A 24,453-nucleotide genomic window follows, 5' to 3' on the forward strand; every position below is an offset into this window, starting at 1 on the left:
CACTCAGGCGGCGGGACGGCGGGACAGCCCGGGCTGGTCGCCGGCCAGTCCGGCGTAGCGCCCCCGGTGGTACAGCAGCGGCGAGCCGACGTCGGCGTGCCGGAGCACCTCCGGCTCGGCCAGCACGACGGCGTGATCGCCGACGGTCACCCGCTCGACGACCCGGCAGAGCAGCCAGGCCAGGGTGTCGTCCAGGATCGGCACCTCCTCCGGGCCGCTCCGCCAGCGGGTGGGAGCGGCGAACCTGTCGATGCCGCTCGTCGCGAAGGTCCGGGCCAGCTCCTGCTGGTGGTGGGCGAGCAGATGAACGGCCACGTGCCGGGCACGGGCCACCGCGGGCCAGCTCGACGACCCGAGGTTCAGGCAGAAGGAGACGATCGGTGGCGCCAGCGACACCGAGGTGAACGAGGTGGCGGTGAAGCCGACCGCGGGCGAGCCGGGAGCGGTGACCACCGTGACGGTGCTGGCCTGGTGGCGCAGCAACGTCCGCAGCGCGTCGCTGTCGGCGTCGATCGGGGTGTCCGTGGACTGGGTCATGACGATCCTCCCGAGGGGTGGGGTGCGCAGAGGGCTACGAGCGGGCGGCGGAATCGGCCGACAGCCGCTCGTACGGGGTCTTCTCGCCGGCCTCGACGGCGATCGGCAGCCGGTTCTCCGCCGGGGGCAGCGGGCAGGTCGCGAAGTCGGTGTACGCGCACGGCAGATTGGTGGCCCGGTTGAAGTCGAGCGTCACCCGACCCCGCTCGTCCGGAGCGGCGACGGCCAGGGACCGGTTGGCCGGATAGGTCGTGACGCCGGAGGTGGCGTCGGTGAACAGCACCGACAGGCTCCCGGGGGCGACGCCGTTGAACGCGGTCAGGCGCAGCGGCACGCCGTCGACGGCGAACTCGATCTGACCGGGTGCGTCGTAGACGTGCGTGAGCCCCTCCACGGCCGCGCCGACGGTGGTGGGGCGCGGGCTGTCGAAGGGTACGAAGCGCCCGCTGACGACCCACCGGTGATCGGGCGGATAGCTGGAGGTGCCCCGGTAGCCGACGCGCAGCGGATGGTCCGGCCGACGGGGACGGAGAATGTCGTGCCCACCTCGGCGGGCCACCTCCAGCACCCCGGCGTCGAGACCGACGGTGACGCCGGCACGCTCGGCGATCGGCCCGAACTCATGCCGGCCCCGACCCTGCCGGCCGTCGACGACGAGCAACTCGCCCTCGCCGATAGCCACCACCGGGCCGTTGTCGCCGGTGTGCCACTCCCCCGGCACGTCGGGGAACCGCTGCGGCACCGAGGTCAGCCAGTGCAGACCGGTGACGGCGAGGAAGCCGTGCGGGTCGGCCCGGACCTCCTCGTGGCGTCGGTGCCACTCCCGCCAGGCCGCCTCGAAGTCGAGCCGGGGGTCCACGACGGGCGGCAGGACAGCCTCGTTGGTCATGACAGGGTCCTCCTCGACGAGATGCACCGCCACACGTGCGGGATGCGGGGATGCCGGGCGCGACCCTGCGCCGGCGACGACAAGAGGGGGCCGGCGAGGGCTGGGCAGCCCGTTCAGGCCGGGATGGGCGCGCCGGGACAGAGCTGTGCGGCGACCCGCATCAGGTCGACGACCCGGCGGGAGGTGAACAACCGAACCAGCGGCATGCCATCGAGTTTCCTACCAATGCAGTAGGAATTCAAGTCCCCGGGTCGAACGAGACACCGTTGGTCCATCCGGTCCGACGTCGACTGTGGACGTCGGCGGAGTACGATCCCGCTGCGCACCGCGGTGGTGATCTTCCGCCGACGACCCCTCGATAGGAGGCTGGCATGGCCGGTCCGGACGCCGAACTCGCCGCGAAACTCGAGCCCGACGTGCCGCACGCGGCGCGGATCTGGAACTACTGGATGGGCGGCAAGGACAACTTCCAGTCCGACCGGGCGGCCGGCGACGCCGTCGCCGAGGTCTACCCGGAGATCGTCCTCATGGCGCAGCAGTCGCGCGTGTTCCTGGTGCGGGCGGTGCGTCACCTCGCGGCCGAGGCGGGCATCCGGCAGTTCCTGGACATCGGCACCGGCCTGCCCACCATGCAGAACACGCACGCGGTCGCGCAGGGCGTCGCGCCCGAGTCGCGGATCGTCTACGTGGACAACGACCCGATGGTGCTGGTGCACGCGCGGGCACTGCTGGCCAGCACGACCTCGGAGGGTGTCACCACCTACGTCCCGGCCGACTACCACGACCCGGAGAAGATCCTCGCCGAGGCGGCGCAGACGCTCGACTTCGACAAGCCGATCGCCGTCATGTACATGGGTGTGCTCGGCTACGAGCCGGACCTGGACGTGGTGCGTTCCATCGTCGGGCGGACGATGGACGCGGTGCCCTCCGGCTCGCACCTGGTGCTGTGGGACGGCACCAACACCAGCCCGGCGGTGGTCTCCGGCGCGGAACGGCTGGCGCAGAGCGGCGGGGTCCCGTACATCCTGCGCAGCCCGGAGGAACTCGCGAGTTGCTTCGACGGGCTGACGATCGTGGAGCCGGGCCTGGTGCCGATCCCCCTGTGGCGACCGGAAGATCCCGACGCGGTCGGGATCGACGCCTACGGCGCGGTGGCCCGCAAGCCCTGACCGGCCTGACGCCGCCCCGCCGCCGCCGTGGGCGCGGCAGCGGGGCGGACGTCACTCACCCGTCACACGTCGGCGTCAACCCGTCGGGCACCACGCTCGTCGACACGAGCAGGCCGAACCTCGCCACACCACCCGGCGCCAGCGTCCCGTTGAACGTGGCGTTGCGGACCGTGATGTCGGCGCCGACCGTCTCCAGCACCCCACCCCAGACGTGCTCGGCCCGCTCGTCGCCGGACCACCGCCAGGAGACACGCCACCGGTCCAGCGGCTGGCTGCCGGTGTTCTCCACGGTGGCCGTGACGAGGAAACCGCTGCCCCATTTGGCGTCGATCGAGGCCGTCGCACGGCACGACGTCAGCGGGGCGGTCCGGGCCGACCAGAGAATGAACGGATCCCGCTTGCCGTCGGGAGCGGTGAACCGGTACCAGTACTCGGTGTTGGGCGTCAGCCCGTCGATCGTCACCGCGCCGAAGCGCTCCGGCCCGGACACGGCCGTCGCCACCGGCGCCCGCCACTGCTGGGCGTCCTCGCGACTGGCGAAGAGGCTGACGGTCAGCGGCGGGTCGTAGCCGCAGGGCGGCCGGAAGAATATCGAGTACGAGATGGTCACGCTCGTGGTGGTGACGGCGGTGACGCTGGCGCCGATCGGCAGGGCCGGCGGGCAGGCGAGCGTGGGCGTGGCTATCGGAGTGGGCGTGGGTGCGGCAGTGGGTGTGGGTGCCGCGGTGGGCGTGGGCGTGCGTATCGGAGTGGGCGTGGGTACCGCGGTGGGTAGCGCCGTGGCCGACGGTGTCGGTGCTGGCGTCGCCTCGGCGACGGCGGTCCCGGCCCAGGCGGCCAGCGCCATGGTCGTGACGGCGAGGAACGTGCGAAGCATCGGTGCCTCCGTGGTTTGGCAGGCACCGAGGACCGAGGTGGTGGCCGGTGCCGCGCTCGGGTGTCCGGTCACCGACGAGGACTGCCCGGCACGGGTGACGTGACCACCGCGTGCGCCCCGTGGACCGGAGAAGGTGTGGTGCGCGCTGGCTCCCGAGCACGACCGACCCCCAGCATGGCAGCCGACGAGCATCGATACAACCCGATCCCGATCTCGTCGAGCATCGTCCGCTTTCTCGTCGCCGTAGGGACACCCGCCGGGTGCCCGAACCCCGAATGATCCATTACGGTCTATTCCTTCGGGCACGGGAGCACACCATGCTCGACGCAAGCAGCACAACCCGGCGACCCCGGGTGGTGCGGGCACTGATCGCGGCAGGCGCTGCGGCAGCGCTGGCCGCCGCCGCGCTGGCCGCACCGACCCCCGCCGTCGCCGCCGTCAGCCGAGCCGAGTTGGCCCTCCGCTGGGCGCCCATCCACTACCAGGACGTCGATGCCACCGGCAGCCACGCCCTGAGCGGTCGGTCGGACTACCTCGCCCGGGTCGACTTCGACGGCGACCTGGACGGACGCAACAACTGGGACCGGGCTGGCCAGGCCGGCACCGCACTCGCCGCGCACGTCTACTACTCCGTTGTGGAGACGAGCACCCACTGGTACATCACGTACTTCTTCTTCCACCCCCGCGACTGGACCGACCACCCGTTCTTCGAGACCGAGCACGAGAACGACGGTGAGGGCGCGCTGTTCGCGATCGAGCGCGACGGCTCCACGTACGGCATTCTCCGCTCGGCCGTCACGGTCGCGCATAGTGACTTCTTCTCCTACACGCCGACCGGCAGCACCTGGACCAACGGCGGGGAGAGCATCGACGGCACCCTGCGGTTCCAGGCGTCGCCGCACGACACGTTCCAGCACCCGGTGACGGCGCAGGAGGCGCAGGGCCACGGACTCAAGGCGCACCCGCAGTACGACATCAACGGCGACGGCCTGGTCTACTACCCGTCGACCGTCGCCGAGACGCCGAGCAGCAGCAACGACCGGGACGTGCGCTATCAGCTGATCGACATCTTCGCCGCCGGCGGCCTGTGGGCGCAGCGGTCCAACGCGAGCCTGTTCGCCAGCCTGGGCACGTTCGCCGGTGACACGTCCGGCGACTGCGGCGTCGGCACCTGGAGCTGTTCGACAAACTCGGCAAACGCGCCCTGGGGCTGGGACGACGGCAACGACGCCCCCGCGCGTGGCGAGATCGCCAGCGACCCGGCGAAACTGTCGGCCGCGTACTTCACGGTGCCGGCTGGCCAGGCGCGCACCTACAGCTACAACCCGTACGCCGGCGCGGCGGCGGCGCTCGCCGAGGCGGCGAGGACGGCGCCACCGATCGTCGACTGATCTTCCCGTCTCCCCGGGGTCAGACCGTCCTGGCCCGTCACCGGGGAGACGAGCCGACCCGTACCCGGTCGCTCGCCGAGCGCCCGCCCGATCTCGGGCATCGAGCGCGGCTCACCGTCGGCCACCACCGCCCGCGCGGCAGCGGCGAGATCGTCGAGGTCCACCCCGTCGAGCTCGCCGCGGTAGACCCCGAGCACGTCTCGGGCGAGGGCGGATCACCTGCTCCGGGCAGGACGCGAATGCGCCCCGTCCGGCGGTACCGGGCGAGGCGCATTCGAGTGCGGGTTTTGCTCAGTGCTTGCCCACGAAGATCCCGATGCCGTTGGCGACCAGACGCTCCGTACCGTCGGATGGGCTGTTGCGGGCGGTGGCTGCGGCCTGGCCCGGCTCGCGGACGGCGACCGTGCTCGAACCGCCGCCGTCCAGGTTCACCGCGTCGTGGGCGCCGAGCGAGCGCATCAGGTCGGCGAGCTCGGCGATCGTGAGGCCGGCGCTGGCCGGGGCACGCCCGGCCAGGACGACGAGGTAGACCGTCCGGCCGTCCGGGCTGACACCGGCCGAGCTGCGGACCGCGGCGGTCTTTGCGTCCAGGCCGGCCAGCGGCGCACCGTCGCGCAGGATCGGCGCGCCGCCGACCGCGAACATCAGCTTCGGCTCGCCGGCGGAGTCGAGCTTCTCCCGCACCTGCACGCGGTCGCCGACGGCGAGGTCGTCGAGCGTGTCCGCGCCACCCTCGCGGCCGACCAGCACCTGGGTGTCGGCCGGGATCGCGCCCGCGCCGGGAGTCGAGCCCACGGCGGTCACCACGCCACCACGGACGGTCACCTCGTAGGTGTGGGCGCTGCACGGGTCGCTGCGGCTGGTGTCGGTGCCACAGGTCGACCGGATTCGGGAGGCGGCACCCCACTCGGAGGTGAACAGGCCGACGCCGCCGACCGGCAGCGCGTACTGGTTGAGCCCGCTGAGGACGACCGTGCCCTTGCTGCTGCGTACCTCGCCGTTCAGGCTCAGGGTGTCGACGCGCGCCTTGCCGTTGACGCCCACGCCGAACACGTCCCGGGTCGAGGTGCCGGGGGCGAGACCGGGGCCGAAGCGCTGCGCGGTCGGGACCGCAAACTTCAACCCCTCGCCGTCGGCGATCTCCGGACCGGACGACGAGTAGGTCGGCGTGACGCCGGCGTGGGTCTCGCTGTTGTTGAAGAAGTCGCCGTTCACGCCGGCGATCGCGCCCTGGTCGTTGGTCATCGATGAGATGACCTTGCGTTGCGCGACCGCGTCGGGGTGCAGCAGGTCCAGGGAGACCTTGTTCTTCTTCAGGTCGGCCGTGAGCAGGTAGCCGACGGTGACGCCCCGGGGCGTGGTGACCTGGAACGAGCCGTACGTGACGCCCGGGGCGAGTTGCTCGGTCGAGGTGACGGTGATCGGCGTGCCGGATACGGTTGCCGCCGAGGCGGGGGCTGCGCCGGCGGGCGTCACGAGCGCGCTCAGCCCTGCGGCGAGCAGCAGGGCCAGACTCGGGCGCGCGAGGTTGAAGGGCCGCACTGCGCTCCTTTCTTGGTGCGTCTTCCTGGCCTACGCCGGGAGGTCGAGCCGGACCGGCGCTTGACCGGACCGGCGATGATCGTCTCGACCAGCCGATCAGGCGAGGGTGAACAGCGGAGGCGGGAGACGTGAACCCAGCACACCGCCTTGATCAACTGCGGGAGGCGGCCCGGGGCGCCAAAAACTTTTGTGCACTTCCTACAACTGGGGGACGGTGGGTTCGGTGGTTGCGCCATAGCGCTGGCCGCCGCCAGCCGGAAGGGTGATCACTGCTGGGAGCCGTCGTCTCGCGGCACGCAGTCCGAGGTCTAGCTAAGGGGTCAGTCGGGTGTTCAACCGTGTCGCCATCGTCAACCGAGGTGAAGCCGCCATGCGGCTCATCCACGCGGTCCGCGAGCTGGCTGCGGAAACCGGCAGACGGATCGAAACCGTTGCTCTCTACACCGACGTCGACCGCACCGCCACATTCGTCCGCGAAGCGGACGTCGCCTACGATCTCGGTCCGGCAGCCACCCGCCCGTACCTCAATCTGGCGCTGCTGGAGCGCGCGCTGACCGAGACCGGGGCCGACGCCGCGTGGGTCGGCTGGGGCTTCGTCGCCGAGGATCCGGCGTTCGCCGAGCTGTGCGAGAAGATCGGCGTCACATTCGTCGGGCCGAGCGCGGACGCCATGCGCCAACTCGGCGACAAGATCGGCTCGAAGCTGATCGCGGAGAAGGTCGGCGTGCCGGTCGCGCCGTGGAGCCGTGGCGCCGTCGAGACCCTGGACGCCGCACGTGCCTCGGCGGCCGAGGTCGGCTACCCGCTGATGCTGAAGGCGACCGCGGGCGGCGGCGGGCGCGGCATCCGCGTGATCCGCAACGAGGCCGAACTCGACGACGCGTACGAGCGCACCAGCCAGGAGGCCGCGCGCGCGTTCGGCAGCGGCATCGTGTTCCTGGAGCGCCTGGTCACCGGCGCTCGGCACGTCGAGGTCCAGGTGATCGCCGACGGGCAGGGCACGGCCTGGGCGCTCGGCGTCCGGGACTGCTCGGTGCAGCGGCGCAACCAGAAGGTCATCGAGGAGTCGGCGTCGCCGGTGCTCGACCCGGCACAGGCCGCCGAGCTGAAGACGTCGGCCGAGCGACTGGCCATCGCTGTCGGTTACCGGGGCGCGGCGACAGTCGAGTTCCTGTACCACCCCGGCGATCGACTATTCGCGTTCCTCGAGGTCAACACCCGCCTCCAGGTGGAGCACCCGATCACCGAGTTGACCACCGGGTTCGACTTGGTCAAGGCGCAACTGCACGTCGCCTTCGGCGGGCGCCTCGAGGGCGCGCCGCCCGCCGAGCGCGGGCACGCCATCGAGGCCCGGCTGAACGCCGAGGACCCCGACCGCGACTTCGCGCCGTCGCCGGGCCGGATCGCACGGCTGGACCTGCCCAGCGGCCCCGGCATCCGGGTGGACACCGGCGTCAGCGAGGGCGACACCATCCCGGCCGACTTCGACTCGATGATTGCCAAGATCATCGCGTACGGCCGCGATCGCGACGAGGCGCTCGGCAAGCTCCGTCGGGCGATGGCGAACACCACGGTGATCATCGAGGGCGGCGCGACGAACAAGAGCTTCGTGCTCGACCTGCTCGACCAGCCCGAGGTGATCGACGCCAGCGCGGACACCGGCTGGATCGACCGCGTCCGCGGTGAGGGCCGGCTGGTCACGCACCGGCACTCCGCGGTCGCGTTGGCCGCCGCCGCCATCGAGGCGTACGAGGAGGACGAGCGCATCGAGCGGCAGCGACTGCTGTCGACGGCGTCCGGTGGCCGCCCGCAGGTGCAGCACGCCAGCGGTCGACCGTTGGACCTCAAGTTGCGCGGTGTCGGCTACCGCACGCGCGTGGCGCGGGTCGGCGCGCACCGGTTCCGCGTCGGCATCGAGGCGGGTGCCGCCGTGCGCACCGCCGACGTCGAGCTGGACCGCTTCGACCGGCACACCGGTCAGATCGTCGTCAACGGCATCCGGTACCGCCTGCTCACCGGCACCCACGGGCCGACCCACCTGGTCGAGGTGGACGGCGTGACCCACCGGATCAGCCGCGACGAGGGCGGCGTCCTGCGCTCCCCGATGCCGGCGCTCGTCGTCGCCACGCCACTGGAGATCGGTGCCGAGGTCGAGGCCGGCGCGCCGGTGCTGGTGCTGGAAGCGATGAAGATGGAGACGGTGCTGCGGGCGCCGTTCAAGGCGCGGCTCAAGGAGTGCGCCGTCTCGGTGGGCAGCCAGGTCGAGGCGGGTGCGCCGCTGCTGCGCCTGGAGCCGCTCGCGGACGAGGCCGACGACACCGCGGCCGACCCGACGAGCGAGGCCGTCGAGCTGGACCTGCCCGCCGCCGCCGGGGAGGTTCCGGCGTCCGCGCGCAGCAGGCGCGGCCAGGAGGACCTGCGGGGCCTGCTGCTCGGCTTCGACGTCGACCCGCACGACGACAGTCGGGTGCTCGACGGCTACCTCACGGCCCGCCGGGCCGCCAGCGAGGCCGGTCCGCGGCAGCTGGCCGCGGAACTCGACCTCATCGAGGTGTTCGCCGACCTCGCCGAGTTGAGCCGCAACCGGCCGACGGGCGAGGACGGCGGCGCCGCGCACGTACACAGCGCCCGTGAGTACTTCCACACCTACCTGCAGAGCCTCGACGTCGAGCGGGCCGGGCTGCCGGACGCCTTCCAGACCAAGCTCGCCAAGGCGCTCGGCCACTACGGTGTCACCGACCTGGAGCGCTCCCCCGCGCTCGAAGCCGCCGTCTTCCGGATCTTCCTCGCCCAGCAACGGGCGTCCGCCGACGCCACCGTCGTCGCGACGCTGCTGCGCGCCTGGCTGGGGGAAACCCCGCCGGACGAGGCGCTGCGCGAGCCCGCCGGTCTCGCGCTGGAACGGCTGATCGCCGCCACACAGGTCCGTTTCCCCGCGATCGCCGACCTCGCCCGCGGCGTGGTGTTCGCCTGGTTCGCCCAGCCGCTGCTGCGCCGCAACCGCGCCCGCGTCTACGCCCAGGTCCGTGGGCACCTGCGGCACCTGGACGCCCACCCGGACGCGGCCGACCGCGCCGAACGCGTCGCCGAGATGGTACGCAGCACCGAACCACTGGTCCGGCTGCTCGGCCAGCGGCTCGTCCGCGACCACCTCGACAACGCGGTCGTGCTGGAGGTGCTGACCCGGCGCTACTACGGCAACCGAGCGCTCACCGGCGTGCGGACCCAGGAGGTCGCGGGCTGCACGTTCGTGGTGGCCGAGCGCGCCGATTCGAGTGTGGTCTCCGCCGCGGTGCGCTTCGACGCGCTGGGCGGCGCGCTGCGCGGCCTGGCCGAGCTGGCCACCGACGAGGACTCCGTCGACGCCGACATCTACCTCGGGTGGGAGAACCAGCCGGAGGACTTCGACGCGATGGCGGCGGCACTGGCGGAGGTCATCGCCGCGCACCCGCTGCCACCGCAGGTCCGGCGGGTGACCACCACCGTCGCGGGTCGCGGCGGGGCGGTCATGCACCACCACTTCACCTTCCGCCCGTCGAACGACGCGCTGACCGAGGACCGGTTGATCCGGGGCCTGCACCCCTACATCGCGCAGCGGATGCAGCTGGAGCGGCTGCACAAGTTCGACCTGACCCGCCTGCCGTCGTCGGACGAGGAGGTCTACCTCTTCCAGTGCGTGGCACGGGACAACCGGGCGGACGAACGCCTCGTCGCGTTCGCGCAGGTGCGTGACCTGACCGAGCTTCGCGAGCAGGACGGCCGCCTGGTGGCGCTGCCGACGGCCGAGGACGCCATCGCCGCCTGCCTCGACTCGATCCGCCGCGCCCAGTCACGGCGACCGTCGAAGACCCGGTTCAACACCAACCGGATCGTGGTCTACGTCTGGCCGCCGAGCGAGCTGACCCGCGAGGAGATGGAGATGATCGCCGGGCGCGTCCGCCCGACGACAGTGGGCGCCGGGCTGGAGGAGATCCTGTTCATCGCGCGGCAGCGCGACCGTCGGACCGGCGAGCTGACCAAGATCGCCGTACGGATCTCGTTCGACGCCGCGGGTGGCGCGGAGCTGGCCGTCGGTGAGCCGCCGGTCGAGCCGATCGAGCCGCTCGACGAGTACCGGCTCAAGGTGCTGCGAGCGAGCAGCCGCAACACCGTGTACCCGTACGAGCTGACCGGCCGGCTCGGTGACTTCGTCGAGCACGACCTCGACGACCAGCACGTGTTGGTGCCGGTGCGGCGGCCGAAGGGGCGCAACAGCGCTGCCATCGTGGCCGGGGTGGTCACCACGCCCACCGAGCGGCACCCGCAGGGCGTGACCCGGGTGGTGCTGCTCGGCGACCCGACAAAGGCGTTGGGCGCCCTGTCGGAGCCGGAGTGCCGGCGCGTGATCGCCGCACTGGACCTCGCGGAGCGGATGAACGTGCCCCTGGAGTGGTGGGCGCTGTCCGCCGGGGCGCGCATCTCGATGACCACCGGTACGGAGAACATGGACTGGGTGGCCGCGGCGCTGAAGCGGATCGTCGAGTTCACCCAGGCCGGTGGTGAGATCAACATCGTGGTCGCGGGCATCAACGTCGGCGCGCAGCCGTACTGGAACGCCGAGGCGACGATGCTCATGCACACCAAGGGCATCCTGGTGATGACGCCCGAATCGGCGATGGTGCTCACCGGCAAGCAGTCGCTCGACTTCTCCGGTGGCGTGTCCGCCGAGGACAACTTCGGCATCGGCGGCTACGACCGGGTGATGGGGCCGAACGGGCAGGCGCAGTACTGGGCGCCGAACCTGACGGCCGCGCGGGACGTGGTGATGTCGCACTACGACCACACGTACGTCGCGCCCGGTGAGGACGCGCCCCGACGGGCGGTCACCGTCGACCCGACCGACCGCGACATCTCCGACTTCCCGCACGACGTGGCGGGTAGTGCCTTCGCCACGGTCGGGGAGATCTTCTCCGTCGCGCACAACCCGGACCGTAAGAAGCCGTTCGACATCCGTACGGTGATGCGGGCCCTCTCCGACCAGGACCACCCGGTGCTGGAGCGTTGGGCGGGCATGGCGGACGCGGACACCGCTGTCGTGCAGGACATCCACCTCGGTGGCATCCCGGTGTGCCTGCTCGGCATCGAGTCCCGGTCGGTGCCTCGGCACGGCTTCCCGCCCACCGACGGTCCGGACACCTACACGGCGGGCACGCTGTTCCCCCGTTCGTCGAAGAAGGCGGCGCGGGCGATCAACGCGGCCAGCGGCAACCGGCCCCTCGTGGTGCTGGCCAACCTGTCCGGCTTCGACGGCTCACCGGAGTCGATGCGCAAGCTGCAACTGGAGTACGGCGCCGAGATCGGCCGGGCGATCGTCAACTTCCGGGGGCCGATCGTCTTCTGTGTGATCTCGCGCTACCACGGCGGTGCCTTCGTGGTGTTCTCGAAGGCGCTGAACCCGAACATGACAGTGCTCGCCCTGGAGGGTTCGTTCGCGTCGGTGCTCGGTGGCGCGCCCGCCGCCGCGGTGGTGTTCTCCGCCGACGTCAATGCCCGCACGGCGGCCGACCCGCGGGTGCGGGACCTGGAGGCGCGCGCCGCCGCCGCGGCCGGCACCGAACGCGCCGCGTTGACCGCCGAGCTGGACGAGCTGCGTTCGTCGGTGCGCGCGGAGAAGCTCGGCGAGGTGGCCACGGAGTTCGACCGGGTGCACAACATCCAGCGCGCCGTCGAGGTCGGGTCGGTCGACGCCGTCGTCCGGGCCGCCGAACTGCGTCCGCGCATCATCGAGGCCATCGAGACCCGTCTGGGCTGACGCCGAGGTGACGCCGACCGGGGACCAGCCTGATCAGGCTGGTCCCCGGTCGACCACCGCGAAGCCGGTGACCACGAGGGCCGGCGGCCCGCCGGCGTCGCGGGACGCGCCGAGCGTGAGTGCGGTGACGGTCGTGACGAGGCCGGTACGCGACACGGGTTCCTCCAGGGTGGCGAGTGGGAATGCTCCACCCAGGACACGCCGTGGCGCTGCCGGCGATTGCACCCCGGTCAGATGCAATCTGCGGGCGGCCCCGGGTGTGTCTGTGGTGGGAGATCCGCGACCGCAGGAGGTGCCGTGCGAGGCGACCAGCCGGATGACCGTGCCGCCTTCGAACGGTTCTTTCAGACCTGTTACGGCCGGATCAGCGCCCAGGTCCACGCCTATCTCGGCGACCGGGCCGAGGCCGAGGACATCAGCCAGGAGGCGTTCCTGCGGGCCTGGCAGAGGTGGCGCGTCATCTCCTCGTACGACGATCCGGTGGCGTGGGTACGCCGGGTGGCCTGGAACCTCGCCACCAACCGGCTGCGCCGGCTCACCGTCGCGGCCCGCGCGTTACGCCGCCAACCCCTCGTGGCGCCCGTGCCGGCGGTCCAGCCGGACCATGTGGCGCTCGTCGCCGCCCTGCGTACGCTGCCGGAGCGGCAGCGCCGGGTGATCGTGCTGCACTACATCGCCGACCTGCCGACCGCCGAGATAGCCGCCAGTCTCGGCGTGCCCCAGGGCACAGTGGTGTCGTGGTTGCACCGCGGCCGGGCGAAGCTGGCGGAGCATCTGAGCGAAACGTCGAGCGGAGAGGCGGTGACGTCGTGACAGCCCCGGAGCCGGATCCCGGTCGAGACGACGTCACCGGTTCCCTGCTGCGGTCGTACGCCGACAGCGGCCACCTGTCGTTCGCCGCGCCCTCGGCCGACGTGATCGTGCGCCGGGCCCGGCGTCGTACCAGGACGACTGTCGCGCTCTCCCTCGCCGCGGTGGTGGTGGTCGCCGCCGGAAGCATCGCGACCATCACCCGGCTCGGGCCCGATCCGGACCGGGACCCGCCGATCATCGGGCCCACCCCGACGCCGTCGGTGAGCGTCTCCCCCACGCCCGCGCCGCCGCCCACACCGGCGACGACGTCCCCCTCCGCACCACCCGACCGGCGGACCCCGTCGCGGTCGACGTCACCGTCGGCCACACCGAGCGCGACCGGTAGCGCTCCGACGCCGGTGAGCGTGCGCGGTGTCGACCTGGCGAACGCCACGATCACCATGACGGCGTCGACGGGCGACGAGTGCCTGACCGGCAGGATCCGATTCGTCGACGGCAGGGGCGGCCCGTCGGGCGACGCCGCGCACATCTCGATCTCCTCCGCGTACGACGAGGGCCCCGCGACGTTCGGCGACCTGAACGGCGACGGCCGCGACGAGGCGGTCGTGTACGGGTCCTGTCTAACCGGTGCCGGCGACGAGGACGCCTCCGGTCAGGTGCTGGTCGTCACCGGGCGCACCGGTCAACTGGTCGGCAGCTGGGTCGGGCCGGTGGCCGAGGCGGGCAACGACGTGCGGATCACCGGCGGGCGACTGGTCATCTCCTCGTTCAAGAAGTACGCCGAGCCCGAGGTGCCGGTGGATCACACCTATCGCTGGAACGGGACCCGCTACGTCCAGAGTTGAGCCCTCGGGTCAGGGCGGCGGGCCGAAACCGGGGCGACGGTTCGGGGTCGTACCGGCCACAATGGGCGCCGTGCAGAGACCGACACAGCACCTGCTCGACGACCTCGACGTGCTGCCGTACCCGCAGCGGATGGCGACGCTCGCGCGTCGAGTCGGTGACCTCGCCACCACTGGTGACCTTCCGGTGGTGCTGGCGGACCTGCGCGCCGGGACGGCGTACCACAGGTTGCTGGCGGTCACCGCCAGCCAGATCGTCGGTGACCACGCGGCGGTGCGGCTGGCGCTCGATGACCCGGACCGCGTGATCCGGGCCGTCGCGGTGAAGGCCGGCCTGCGCGCCGGTTGGCTCGCCGGCGACGACCTGCTGGCGCTCGTGCGCGACGCGCCTGCCGACCTGCGCAGCCTGGTCTACCGCTCGCTGCGGCGCCTACGCCGCCCGGCGATCGCCGACGGGCTGGTCGACGGCGTGTGGGATCGCTTCGGCGCCGCGGAGGTGGCCACGCTGCTGCCGGCCTGCGGTCCGGACACGGTCCGCCGGCTGCTGCCGGTCGTCGAGCACACGGTGCCGGGGTGGGCGCCACTGGCCCGTCGCCACGGCGACGTGCTGCTGGAGCAGGCCGAGGCGGTGTTGGCAGGCCTCGGCCCGCGCCAGCGCGTCACCTGGTGGATGACGCATTCCAGTGGCGTCCTGCTGGCCGGCCGGGATCGGCCGCGACACGTGCTGACGCTGCTGGAACGCTACGCCCCGACCGATCACCTCCCCGGCGACCTGACCGCCTACGGCCCGCTCGCCGCCGCGTCGCCGGAACGGGTCCTGACGATGCTGGTCGCCCCCTCCCGGGCGGGCTGGGTGCCCTACCAGTGGCTACCTCCGGCGCTGCTGCGCAGGCTGGGTCGCCTGCCGGACGCGGAGCTGGTCGAGTTGGGTCGGCGGGTGCGGGGCCACAACAACTCGTTGGACCGGCTGTTGGCGGCCGTCGCACCGTCTCGGCGGGGCGTCCTCTACGACGCGGTACACGACGGCGTGGAGACCGCCGCCCAGATCCCGGATCCGCCGCTGATCGAGGTGCTGCCCCGCGCCTGGCGAGCGCGGGAGGCCCGCCGGGTGCTGGCACTGGACCGGGTCCGCCACGACGTGGCGGCGGTGCGGTCGTGGAGCGCGTTCCTGCCCTGGCCGGAGGCGTCCGCGGTGCTCGGCCCGGCGCTGGGCGCGGCCGACGCGCAGGACCGTGCCGTCGCGTACGAGCTGCTGCTGGCCGCTGCGCGGCGCAGCGCAGACCCGGCGGCGGTGGCCGAGGCGGTGGCCCGGCTGGGTCGGCTGCGCAACGAGCAGGACCCGGTCCGCGCCGCGGCCCTGACCGCCCTGGCCGAGCTGTCCCGGTTGCTGCGCGCGGACTCGGTCGAGACGCTGACCCAGCTCACCGTCGACGCGACGACCACGCGCGACGCGTCGAGCCGTACCCTGGCCGCGCTCGGCAGCCTCGCCGTCGGAGTGCTGGGCCAGCACCACGACGACCCGGCCCTGTTGGGATGGGCACTGAAGACCCTCGACCGACTCTTCGGCGGCCACCGGCTTCCCCCGCTGCCCCGGCTCGACAAGACGCTGCGCCACGGCCAGGAGGAGATGGTCTTCGCCCGGCTGCGGCCCTGGATCGAGGCGGGCATGACCCGTGGGCAGCGCACCGAGCTGTTCGCGGTGACCCGGGCCCTCGGACGGCGGGCCTGGCGGTTGCCCCAGCTCCAGGAGTTGCTGCGCCGGGCGGGCACGCCGGGCACTGTCGCCGGGGTCGTCCGCCAAGCCGTCGAGCTGTGGCTGGCCGACCCGACGACCCGGGCGCAGCGGGTCGAGCAGGTGCTGGCCCGCGACCTGTCCACCATCACGTTCCCCACGGTGTGGCGGACGGTCAGCACACGGCGTACCGACCTGCTCGACCGGGTGCTGCTCGGCCCACCGCCCAGCGGGGCGTTCCTGACCGCCGGCGCCCGCTGGGTTCCCGGCCCACCCGAGCACGCCGAGCGGTGGCTGCCCCGGCAGCAGCAGGCCTACGTACGCCTGCTGGCGCAGGTCGCCGCCGATGCCGGCACGCCGCGGCATGGCCGCGCCGCCGCCATCCGGGCCGCCGCGCCGATCCCCGGCGCGGGTCGGGACCTGGTGCTGCGGTACACCGAGTCCGCGGACGTCACCCTGGCCGAGGCGGCGCTGGGCGCGCTGCCGTGGACCGACCGACCGGACGAGGCGCTGCCGCTGCTGCTGGCGCACGCCGACGACGATCGGGCCCGGGTCGCCCTGTACGCCGCCAGCCGCGCGGCCCGGTTCATCCGGCCGACCGACCTCCTGACGCCCCTGTCGCGGGTGGCCCTCGGCCGGGGCAAGGTGACCAGCCGCAAGGCGTCGCTGCGACTGCTCGGCCAGTTCGGCCCGCCGGCGACGATGCCGGTGCTGCTGGCGGCGTGGCGGCAACCCGACCAGCACCGCGACGTCCGGGTGGCGGTCGTCGACGCGGCCCGGCAGCGGCTACCGGCACCGGAGAGCTGGGTGATCCTCGAAGAGGCGGCCACCGGCGGTCCCGAGGAGGCGCAGAGCGTCCTGGCGACGTCGCCGGAGCAGGTCGCCGCGCCGGACCGGCCCCGCTACGGCGCCCTCGTGGCGCTCGCCTGCGCGAGCCCGCACCACGACGTCGCCCGGTCGGCCTGGCCCCGGATGGCGCGGTGGATGCCCTGGGGGCCGGATATCGGCGACCTGGTCACGGCGGCGCTCACCGACCTCGGCGGCCACTCCGCCTGGCCGTCGGCGCATCCGATCGTCGGCGCGATGCTCGACCACCCCGATCGACCCGAACGGGACGTGCTCTCCACCGCCCTGCGGGCCCTGCTCGGCATGGACGAGGCCGACCCGGACGACGGTGGGCCCTTCGCGGACCGCCCGGCCCGGCGGCGCGTCGACGCCATCCTGGGCCAGGCGGGGACCTGGGCGCGGTCCGCCGAGTCGCACCGGGACCGGGCTCCGGCGCAGGCGGCTGCCCGCGAACTGGGACAGCACCCGGCGTACGTCGCCGAGGCGGCCACGCTGCTGACCGCGTTGCTGCGGCTCAGCGGCACCACACCGGAGCAGCTCACCGCCGACGTGGTCGAGATCGCCGAGCTGGTCGCCGGTCGGCCGGCGCTCGCCGCCCGGCTGGCCGACCTCCTCAGCCAGCGGACGGCGCGGTGGTCCCCGGTGGCACCCGATCCGGACCTCGTGCTCGCCACGGCCCGCACCCTCGCCGCGCGCGGCGATGCCACCACCGGCCTGTTCGCGGTGGCCCTGGTGCACGAGGGCCGGGCACGCGGGTGGGCGGAGCCCTGGCGGGACCTGCTCCGGTCGCTGCGGAGGCACCCGGTCGCCGACGTCCGCGACGGCGCCTTCGGCATCTGCATGGCGGCGGACTGACGGGTGCCGCGGTCCGGCGGCCGGCCGCACCGTGCCTCGATGCGCCCTCAGCCGGTTCGCCGACTACGGGTCGGACCCCCGTCGGCCTGCCAGGCGGCGACGAGATCCTCGCGGGCCCGGGCGACGCGAGAGCGGATCGTGCCGACGGGACACTGGCAGACTTCCGCGGCCTCGGCGTAGGACAGGCCGAGCACGTGCGTGGCCACGAACGCCTCGCGACGCTCGCGGCTCAGACCCGCGATCACCTGCTGGAGGGTGACACCCTCGTCGGCGCCGGCCGTGATGGCGCCGGCGGCCTCGGCCGCCGCCTGCCAGTCCGGCACCGACGCCAATCGTGGCCGGACGACCGCCGTCCGGACGTGATCCACGGCGACGCGGCGCGCGATCGTGAACACCCAGGTACGCGCCGACGAGCGGCCGGCGAAGCCGGGCAGGTTGCGAAACGCCCGCAGGAACGTCTCCTGGGTCAGGTCGTCGGCCTCACCCGGCCCGGCCAGGTGCGACAGGAACCGCCAGACCTGGTCCTGCAGTGCGCGGACGAACGCCGTGGCGGCCTGCCGGTCGCCCCGGCCCGCCTCCTGCGCCCACCGGGTCACCTGCTCGTCGTCAGCGGCGCCGTTGCGCACAGACCACCGTCCTGGGTGCCACGGGCGCTCCTCCATGCCGAGATGCCGTCATCGGATCGCGCCGCTCAGCCGCGCACTCTGGTGGTCGGCGGCGGGCCCGGGAAAGTTCCCGGGACCTGACCGCGCCTGTGAAAACGGTGTGCGCACCTAACACATTGCTGACATGCGGCGACCAGGCTGACCGGCATGCGCACAACGAACGTGAAGATGATCGGTTTGGTGGGTCTGCTGTTGTCGCTCGCGGCCTGCGGCGGCGACTCGTTGGGGTCGGGGCCGGAGGTGGCCGCGATCCCGGGCGCGACCACGTCGGCGAGCGCCGGCCCGGCCGGTTCGACAAGCAACGCCGACCGCCAGCTCCCCCTAGGCGCGAGCAAGCAGGAGATCGACCGCCTCTACGGCGCCTATTACGCCTGCTGGACGCAGCACGGCGTGCCCTCGGCACCGGCGAAGGACGGCAACGGCGGCCCGCTGCTCAGCTACAAGATGGACGAGAAGAAGTATCAGCCGGCCGTGGACGCGTGCGCCGACAAGGAGCCGCTGGGCGCTCCCGAGCTCGACCCGCACCAGAACCCGAACTTCGCCGACGACCTCCGCGAGAAACTGCAGTGCGTCCGGGAGCACGGCCTGTCGATGGAGATCCGACAAGGGGGCACCGACAACGCCGACATCTGGGTCGCGCCGGAGACCAAGGCCAACCTCGAGAAGGCGAACAGCGACGCGGGCATGGAGATCCAGCGTCAGTGTGAGATCTCGGCCTTCACGCAGCGGTAGCCGATCATGCGAACGAAACCCCTCATCATCACCATCACGTGCGGCGTGCTCGCGCTGGGCGGCGCGGGCTACGCCGTCCACGCCAGCGCCGGCGACGACTCTCCGGCCGCGCAGCCGGCCGCGGCCAAGGTGGCCACGGTCGAGGTGGTCCGGACCGACCTCTCCGACTACTGGGCCGAGAGCGGCACGGTCGGCTACCGCAAGCAGCGCACCCTGCGGGGTGTCGCGCCCGGGGTGCTCACCTGGCTGCCGAAGCCCGGCGCCACGATCGCCCGCGGTGACATCATGTATCGCTCCGGTGACCGGCCGGTGATCCTCTTCTACGGGTCGTCGCCGATGTTCCGCGACATCGACGTGATCGGCATGGTCGGCCGCGACGTCAAGGTGCTGGCCGACAACCTGCGGGCGCTCGGCTACCGGATCGGGTCCCAACCCGCGCCGGGCACCCGGGTGACCGTCCAGGGCCTGTCGACACCGGCCGCCGGCGACCAGGGCCTGTCGAGCCCGGCCACCGGCGACCAGGGCGCGAACGGGGAGGCGAACAAGCCGGGTTCGACGCCGGCGGCCTCCGGCACGGGGGCGTACCAGACCGTCGTGACCAGCCAGGACGCCGTCTTCACCCGATCGCTCAAGGACGCCGTGAAACGCTGGCAGACGGCCAAGGGCGTACGTCCGGCGACCGGCACCGTGACCCTCGGCGACGTCCTGGTGCTGCCCGGTGCGGTGCGGGTGGGCGTGGCTTCGGCCCAACTCGGCGACGACGCCACCGGCAACCTGATGGCGATCAGCGACCAGGCCAAGGCGGTCTCCGTCGAGATCGACGCCAGTCGGGCCGACGACCTCGGTGCGGGCCAGAAGGTGCAGATCACCCTTCCGGACAGCTCGCACACCAGCGGCACCATCACCTCGGTGAGCAGCAACGTCCAGGCCAGCTCGTCGGACGGCGACAATCCGGGCTCGGAGGGTCCGAAGGTGCAGGTCGTGATCGCGGTGGACGATGCCGCGGCGATCCAGAACATCAGCTCGGCCACCGTCGAGGTCCGGTTCACCGGCACCACCGAGCGCGACGTGCTCGCCGTCCCGGTCGGCGCGCTGCTCGCGCTCAGCGGCGGCGGCTACGGCGTCCAGATCTCCGACGGCGCTCTGGTCGCGGTGAAGGTGGGCCTGTTCGCCGACGGCATGGTGCAGATCACCGGTACGGGCATCACCGCCGGCACCCGGGTGGTGACGACGTCGTGACGACGGTGCTGGAGATCGATGGCGCCAGCCGGCGCTACGGCAGGGACGTGACGGCGCTGTGCGACGTCTCGTTGCGGATCGACGCGGGCGAGTTCGTGGCCATCCTGGGGCCGTCCGGGTCGGGAAAGTCCACCCTGCTCAACATCATGGGCACGCTGGACCGGCCCACCGAGGGCCGGGTGCTGATCGGCGGGCGGGACCTCACCACCATGTCCGACCGGCAGTTGTCCAGCCTGCGTGGCCGCTGGCTGGGTTTCGTGTTCCAGCAGTTCCATCTCACCGACGGGCTGAGCGCGACCGAGAACGTCGCGACCGGCCTGCTCTACGCCGGCGTACACCGCCGGCACCGCCGGGCGCTGGCCGTGACGGCACTGGAGCGGGTCGGTCTGGCCCACCGCGCCGACCACCGTCCCCAGGCGCTCTCGGGTGGCGAACGCCAACGGGTGGCGATTGCCCGGGCGCTCGTCAACCGTCCCGCGCTCGTGTTGGCCGACGAACCGACCGGGGCGCTCGACGCGGCCACCGGCTCGGCCGTGCTGGACCTGCTGACCGAGTTGAACCGGGAGGGGACCACGATCGCGCTGATCACCCACGATCACGAGGTGGCCGCCCGGGTGCCCCGACAGCTCCGCATCCTGGACGGCCGCCTGGTGTCCGACTCCGCGGCCGGCGGTGCGCCGGCATGAGGCGTACCCGTCGAGCGGCGAGAGTGGACCGGGACGCCGCACCGGTCCGGTTGGCCCCTGCCGACCTGGTCGGTCTGGGCCTGCTCGGTCTCCGCACGCGGCCGGCGCGGGCCGCGCTGTCGGCGCTCGGCATCGCGATCGGCATCGCCACCCTGGTCCTGGTCACCGGGATTCCCGCGTCGAGCCAGCGGGCGCTCGAGGAGAAGCTGGCCGCCCTGGGCACCAACCGGCTGCAGGTCACACCGGCGCCCAACCGCGAGCCACCGGTGCAGCTGCCCGTCGAGTCGGTGGACATGGTGTCCCGGATCGCGCCGGTGACGGTGGCGAGCGCGACCGCCGACTTCGGGCTGAACGTCGCCCGCTCGGACCGGACCGGCGCCGGCGACTACAACGCCATCGCGGTCGTCGCCACCAGGGCCAACCTGCTCGCGGCGATCGACGGCCGGGTACGCTCCGGCCGCTTCCTGGATGCCGCGATGGAACGCCTGCCGACCGTGGTCCTCGGCTCGGTGGCCGCCCAGCGGCTCGGCTTCGCCGCCGTCGACCTCGCCCAGCCGCTGCAGGTCCACCTCGGCGGGCAGCGGTTCAGCGTGATCGGCATCCTCGACGCGGTGCCACTCGCGCCCGAGATCGACCGCTCCGCGATGATCGGCTGGGAGGCGGCCAACCGCTGGCTGCGCTTCGACGGGCACCCGACCCGGATCTACGTGCAGACCACCGACGCCCAGGTCGTGGCGGTGCGTTCGGTGCTGGCCGCCACGGCCAACCCGGAGCATCCGAGCGACGTTCTCGTCAGTCGTCCCTCCGACGGGCTCGCCGCCAAGCAGGCGGTGCGGCAGACCTTCAACTCGCTGCTGTTGGGGCTGGCCGGGATCGCGTTGCTCGTCGGCGGCATCGGCGTGGCCAACACGATGTACATCTCGGTGCTGGAGCGACGCCGCGAGATCGGCCTGCGCCGGGCCCTGGGCGCGAATCGGGGCCAGGTGCGCATCCAGTTCGTGACCGAGTCGATCGTGCTGTCGGCCCTTGGCGGAGCGGCCGGAGTGCTGGCCGGCGCGGTGGCCGTCGCCGGCTACGCGACCCTGCAGGACTGGCCGGTGACCATCCCGGCGGCGGCCGCCGCCGTCGGGCTGGGAGGCGCGCTGATCATCGGGGTGTTGGCGGGGGTCTACCCGGCCATGCGGGCGGCCTCGCTCGATCCCACCGAGTCACTGTCGAGTGTCTGAGCTGCCGTTAGGAATCTGTCAGGTCGGGCCGGCAATCGGTTCGGCGCCGCAGCGGCGACCTATCATCGCCGGCATGTGTGCGATGGTCCTGGTTGCTGACGACGATCTGCGGCACGCGGAGGGGATCCGCCGCTATCTGGTGGCCGCCGGCCACGAGACGATCGTGGTTCACGACGGGCGGGCGGCGCTGGACGCCGCCCGCCGGGACCGGCCCGAACTGCTGATCCTGGACGTGATGATGCCAGGAATGGACGGCTTACAGGTATGCCGCACGCTGCGGCGGGAGTCGGACGTCCTGGTGCTCATGCTCACCGCGCGCAGCGCCGAGAGTGACCTGCTGCTCGGCCTGGACCTCGGCGCCGACGACTACCTGACCAAGCCGTTCAGCCCACGGGAGTTGGTGGCCCGCACCCGTACGCTGCTGCGCCGCGCGTCCCGGGGCGCGCCCGAGCCCGCCGCCCGCGGTATCCGGCAGACCGGTCGGATCAGCGTCGACCCGGTCGGGCACCACGTGACCGTCGACGGTGAGCGGGTCGAGTGCACCCGTGGCGAGTTCGCCATCCTGGCCGCCATGTCGGAGCAACCGGACCGGGTCTTCACCCGGGCCCAGTTGCTGCACCACACCCGTGGCCTCGACCGCAGCTCGACCGAACGCACCATCGACGTGCACGTGGTGAATCTGCGCCGCAAGATCGAACATGACCCGAGACGTCCCCAGCAGTTGCTCACCGTGCACGGTGTGGGTTACAAGCTGACTCCGGGCCCGACGCCGTGAGCAAGGACCGGGTGCCGCTGCGGCACAGCCTGGTGACCCGGCTGCTGGTCGCCTCCGTGGTGATCGCGCTGGCCGCGATCTCGGCCACCGCCTGGCTGGCGGCGACCACGACCACCCGCGCGATCAACCACGAGCAGGGCGGCGCGGTCGCCGACGACAAGGCCGTCTACCAGGCGCTCGTCGGTTACGCGGCCACCCACCACGACTGGTCGGGGGCCGCCGACCTGGTGCACGCGCGCGCCGCCGAGCTGGGTCGCCGCATCACGCTGACCACCGACGACCACCGGGTCATCCTCGACTCGCAGGCCGGGCCGTCGCTGCGGAACACCCGCCCCTCGGCCGTGGTGGACCCGCTCTCGGTCGACCTGGGCCTGACCGGCGGCGACGCACACATCGACGAGCGGGCCGTCGGGCCCTACGTCGTGCCGTCCGACGACCGGTACGTGCTGAACGAGGTGGCCAAGAACACCCTGACCTGCTTCAACAAGGTGGGCTACGACGGTGCCATCGAGATCGCGAAGACCGGCCGCCCGAGTGTCGTGCTCACCACCGTCCGCGCCGAGGCCGAGCGGCCCCTGACCCGGTCCGTGACCGAGAGCTGCGGGTTCGCGCTCGACAGCCTGGTCAGTGCCGCCGAGAAGAAGGCACTCGAGACGCTGGCCACCCTGACCGCCCGCTGTCTCGGCCTGGGCGACCGCGCCTCCCAGTTACGCATCACGCCGACCTTCACGGCGTATCTGAGCGATTCGGCTGTCGTCCGGACCGCGCACGACGACATCGAGGTGAAGCCGCCGTCACTGCTCAAGCCGGCCGGGCCGGTCGGCGTCGTGCAGGGCTGCGTCGAATCAGCGCGTCGGACCCAACTCCGACCGTACGTGGCGCCCCGCGCGCTGCTGTTCGTCACCGCGCCCGGCACCGGCCGCACCACGCTGAGCCTGTCCGGTGGCAGCATCGGACGGATCGTGGCGGTCACCGGCGCGATCCTGCTCGCCACCGTCGCGGCGACCGTACTCGTCGGGCGACGCCTGGTGCGACCGCTGCGCGACCTCGCCGTCGCGGCCGAACTGCGCACGCCCGCACCGGTGGCCGGCCGCGACGAGATCGGCCGGTTGGCGCGCGCCCTGAACGACTCCGCGCGACGTCGGGACCGGGCCGAGGCGCAACGCCGCACCATGGTCAACGACGTGGCGCACGAGCTGCGTACCCCACTGAGCAACATCCGTATCTGGCTGGAGGCGGCCCAGGACGACCTGGCCCCGACCGACGCCCACCTGCTGGCGCTACTGCACGAGGAGGCGCTGCTGCTCCAGCACATCATCGACGACCTCGGCGACCTGGCAGCCGCCGACGCGGGCACGCTGCGGATCGACCTGGAGCCGACCGACCTGCGGGACGTGCTCACCCACGTGGTCGACAGCCAACGGGGCAGCGCGCTCGCGGCCGGGGTACGCCTGGAACTCGGCGTCGTGGGCGATCCGGTGGTGCACGCCGATCAGGTGCGCCTACGACAGGTGGTCGGCAACCTGATCTCGAACGCCATCCGTCACACCCCGTCCGGCGGCTCGGTCACGGTCGGCGCGAGCGGCACGACCATCTCCGTCCGGGACACCGGCAGCGGCATCGCCGCGGCCGACCTGCCGAGGATCTTCGACCGTTTCTGGCGGGCCGACGAGTCGCGCAGCCGGGTGACGGGCGGCAGCGGGCTCGGCCTGGCGATCGCGCGCCACCTGACCGAGGCCCACGGCGGCACGATCGAGGTGCAGAGCGAACCGGGCCGGGGCACGCTCTGCACCGTCCGACTGCCGGGCCTCGGCGGTTGACGCGGCGGTTCCGCCGCCAACCGCCG

At 72.6% G+C, this 24,453-nt stretch carries 19 protein-coding genes; 12 read left to right on the forward strand and 7 right to left on the reverse strand.

The annotated features are described in order from the left end of the window. Positions 1 to 3 precede the first annotated feature (3 nt). The gene (locus tag ACGFH8_RS00485; protein ID WP_393361153.1) at positions 4 to 537 is read right to left on the reverse strand and encodes a flavin reductase family protein; all 534 of its coding nucleotides are present in this window, start codon (positions 535 to 537) and stop codon (positions 4 to 6) included. 34 nt (positions 538 to 571) lie between these two features. Further along, complete coding sequence (locus tag ACGFH8_RS00490; RefSeq protein WP_393361156.1) at positions 572 to 1,426, reverse strand: DUF1684 domain-containing protein; 855 nt, start codon at positions 1,424 to 1,426, stop codon at positions 572 to 574. A 371-nt stretch (positions 1,427 to 1,797) separates the two neighbouring features. Here ACGFH8_RS00490 and ACGFH8_RS00495 point away from each other — a divergent pair, with 371 nt between their 5' ends. After that, positions 1,798 to 2,595 carry an SAM-dependent methyltransferase gene (locus tag ACGFH8_RS00495; protein WP_393361159.1) on the forward strand — a complete coding sequence of 266 codons (798 nt, stop codon included), beginning with the start codon at positions 1,798 to 1,800 and terminating at the stop codon, positions 2,593 to 2,595. 55 nt (positions 2,596 to 2,650) lie between these two features. Here ACGFH8_RS00495 and ACGFH8_RS00500 read toward each other — a convergent pair whose 3' ends face one another. Continuing rightward, positions 2,651 to 3,472: a cellulose binding domain-containing protein gene (locus tag ACGFH8_RS00500; RefSeq protein WP_393361162.1), complete on the reverse strand. Its 822-nt coding sequence runs from the start codon at positions 3,470 to 3,472 to the stop codon at positions 2,651 to 2,653. A gap of 317 nt (positions 3,473 to 3,789) precedes the next feature. Between ACGFH8_RS00500 and ACGFH8_RS00505 the strand changes: the two genes are divergently transcribed. After that, positions 3,790 to 4,863 carry a hypothetical protein gene (locus ACGFH8_RS00505; RefSeq protein WP_393361165.1) on the forward strand — a complete coding sequence of 358 codons (1,074 nt, stop codon included), beginning with the start codon at positions 3,790 to 3,792 and terminating at the stop codon, positions 4,861 to 4,863. Here ACGFH8_RS00505 and ACGFH8_RS00510 read toward each other — a convergent pair. Together ACGFH8_RS00510 and ACGFH8_RS00515 are read right to left on the reverse strand one after the other, a co-directional pair. Continuing rightward, complete coding sequence (locus ACGFH8_RS00510; protein ID WP_393361168.1) at positions 4,791 to 5,060, reverse strand: hypothetical protein; 270 nt, start codon at positions 5,058 to 5,060, stop codon at positions 4,791 to 4,793. The genes ACGFH8_RS00505 and ACGFH8_RS00510 overlap by 73 nt on opposite strands. A gap of 94 nt (positions 5,061 to 5,154) precedes the next feature. Continuing rightward, the gene (locus ACGFH8_RS00515) at positions 5,155 to 6,405 is read right to left on the reverse strand and encodes a phosphodiester glycosidase family protein (RefSeq protein ID WP_393361172.1); all 1,251 of its coding nucleotides are present in this window, start codon (positions 6,403 to 6,405) and stop codon (positions 5,155 to 5,157) included. Positions 6,406 to 6,733: 328 nt separating this feature from the next. On the opposite strand from ACGFH8_RS00515, the gene ACGFH8_RS00520 reads away from it, so the two are divergent. Next, entirely contained in the window at positions 6,734 to 12,196 is a 5,463-nt protein-coding gene (locus ACGFH8_RS00520) for a carboxyl transferase domain-containing protein (protein WP_393361175.1), read from the forward strand. 33 nt (positions 12,197 to 12,229) lie between these two features. On the opposite strand, the gene ACGFH8_RS00525 is transcribed toward ACGFH8_RS00520, so the two are convergent. Then, entirely contained in the window at positions 12,230 to 12,352 is a 123-nt protein-coding gene (locus ACGFH8_RS00525; RefSeq protein WP_393361178.1) for a hypothetical protein, read from the reverse strand. A gap of 141 nt (positions 12,353 to 12,493) precedes the next feature. Here ACGFH8_RS00525 and ACGFH8_RS00530 point away from each other — a divergent pair, with 141 nt between their 5' ends. The 3 genes from ACGFH8_RS00530 (at position 12,494) to ACGFH8_RS00540 (ending at position 17,284) form a co-directional block, all read left to right on the forward strand. Continuing rightward, positions 12,494 to 13,009, forward strand: coding sequence for an RNA polymerase sigma factor (locus ACGFH8_RS00530; RefSeq protein ID WP_393361181.1), 516 nt, complete (start codon positions 12,494 to 12,496; stop codon positions 13,007 to 13,009). After that, a complete protein-coding gene (locus ACGFH8_RS00535) occupies positions 13,006 to 13,854 on the forward strand; it encodes a hypothetical protein (protein ID WP_393361183.1) in 849 nt (282 codons plus the stop codon). The genes ACGFH8_RS00530 and ACGFH8_RS00535 overlap by 4 nt, the downstream gene beginning before the upstream one ends. A 70-nt stretch (positions 13,855 to 13,924) precedes the next feature. Further along, positions 13,925 to 17,284: a hypothetical protein gene (locus ACGFH8_RS00540; RefSeq protein ID WP_393361186.1), complete on the forward strand. Its 3,360-nt coding sequence runs from the start codon at positions 13,925 to 13,927 to the stop codon at positions 17,282 to 17,284. A gap of 47 nt (positions 17,285 to 17,331) precedes the next feature. Here ACGFH8_RS00540 and ACGFH8_RS00545 read toward each other — a convergent pair whose 3' ends face one another. Next, complete coding sequence (locus tag ACGFH8_RS00545) at positions 17,332 to 17,910, reverse strand: sigma-70 family RNA polymerase sigma factor (RefSeq protein ID WP_393361189.1); 579 nt, start codon at positions 17,908 to 17,910, stop codon at positions 17,332 to 17,334. Positions 17,911 to 18,096: 186 nt separating this feature from the next. On the opposite strand from ACGFH8_RS00545, the gene ACGFH8_RS00550 reads away from it, so the two are divergent. From ACGFH8_RS00550 to ACGFH8_RS00575, 6 genes are all read left to right on the forward strand, one after another. Next, positions 18,097 to 18,681, forward strand: coding sequence for a hypothetical protein (locus ACGFH8_RS00550; RefSeq protein ID WP_393361191.1), 585 nt, complete (start codon positions 18,097 to 18,099; stop codon positions 18,679 to 18,681). A 6-nt stretch (positions 18,682 to 18,687) separates the two neighbouring features. Continuing rightward, entirely contained in the window at positions 18,688 to 19,920 is a 1,233-nt protein-coding gene (locus ACGFH8_RS00555) for an efflux RND transporter periplasmic adaptor subunit (protein ID WP_393361194.1), read from the forward strand. Next, on the forward strand, positions 19,917 to 20,606 hold the full coding sequence (locus ACGFH8_RS00560) for an ABC transporter ATP-binding protein (RefSeq protein ID WP_393361197.1): 690 nt from the start codon (positions 19,917 to 19,919) through the stop codon (positions 20,604 to 20,606). The genes ACGFH8_RS00555 and ACGFH8_RS00560 overlap by 4 nt, the downstream gene beginning before the upstream one ends. Next, the gene (locus tag ACGFH8_RS00565; protein ID WP_393361200.1) at positions 20,603 to 21,832 is read left to right on the forward strand and encodes an ABC transporter permease; all 1,230 of its coding nucleotides are present in this window, start codon (positions 20,603 to 20,605) and stop codon (positions 21,830 to 21,832) included. The genes ACGFH8_RS00560 and ACGFH8_RS00565 overlap by 4 nt, the downstream gene beginning before the upstream one ends. 73 nt (positions 21,833 to 21,905) lie before the next feature. Beyond that, positions 21,906 to 22,607, forward strand: coding sequence for a response regulator (locus ACGFH8_RS00570; RefSeq protein ID WP_393361203.1), 702 nt, complete (start codon positions 21,906 to 21,908; stop codon positions 22,605 to 22,607). Further along, a complete protein-coding gene (locus ACGFH8_RS00575; RefSeq protein WP_393361205.1) occupies positions 22,604 to 24,427 on the forward strand; it encodes a sensor histidine kinase in 1,824 nt (607 codons plus the stop codon). Before ACGFH8_RS00570 ends, ACGFH8_RS00575 begins: the two co-directional genes overlap by 4 nt. The last annotated feature ends 26 nt before the right edge of the window (positions 24,428 to 24,453 follow it).

The sequence above is a fragment of the Micromonospora sp. NPDC049175 genome (genome assembly GCF_043197345.1).
In the GTDB taxonomy this organism is placed as follows: domain Bacteria; phylum Actinomycetota; class Actinomycetes; order Mycobacteriales; family Micromonosporaceae; genus Micromonospora.

Coding starts and splice junctions, on each gene's coding strand:
- ACGFH8_RS00485 (WP_393361153.1), bottom strand. CDS start 537: ATGACCCAGTCCACGGACACCCCGATCGACGCCGACAGCGACGCGCTG.
- ACGFH8_RS00490 (WP_393361156.1), bottom strand. CDS start 1,426: ATGACCAACGAGGCTGTCCTGCCGCCCGTCGTGGACCCCCGGCTCGAC.
- ACGFH8_RS00495 (WP_393361159.1), top strand. CDS start 1,798: ATGGCCGGTCCGGACGCCGAACTCGCCGCGAAACTCGAGCCCGACGTG.
- ACGFH8_RS00500 (WP_393361162.1), bottom strand. CDS start 3,472: ATGCTTCGCACGTTCCTCGCCGTCACGACCATGGCGCTGGCCGCCTGG.
- ACGFH8_RS00505 (WP_393361165.1), top strand. CDS start 3,790: ATGCTCGACGCAAGCAGCACAACCCGGCGACCCCGGGTGGTGCGGGCA.
- ACGFH8_RS00550 (WP_393361191.1), top strand. CDS start 18,097: ATGCGCACAACGAACGTGAAGATGATCGGTTTGGTGGGTCTGCTGTTG.
- ACGFH8_RS00555 (WP_393361194.1), top strand. CDS start 18,688: ATGCGAACGAAACCCCTCATCATCACCATCACGTGCGGCGTGCTCGCG.
- ACGFH8_RS00565 (WP_393361200.1), top strand. CDS start 20,603: ATGAGGCGTACCCGTCGAGCGGCGAGAGTGGACCGGGACGCCGCACCG.
- ACGFH8_RS00570 (WP_393361203.1), top strand. CDS start 21,906: ATGTGTGCGATGGTCCTGGTTGCTGACGACGATCTGCGGCACGCGGAG.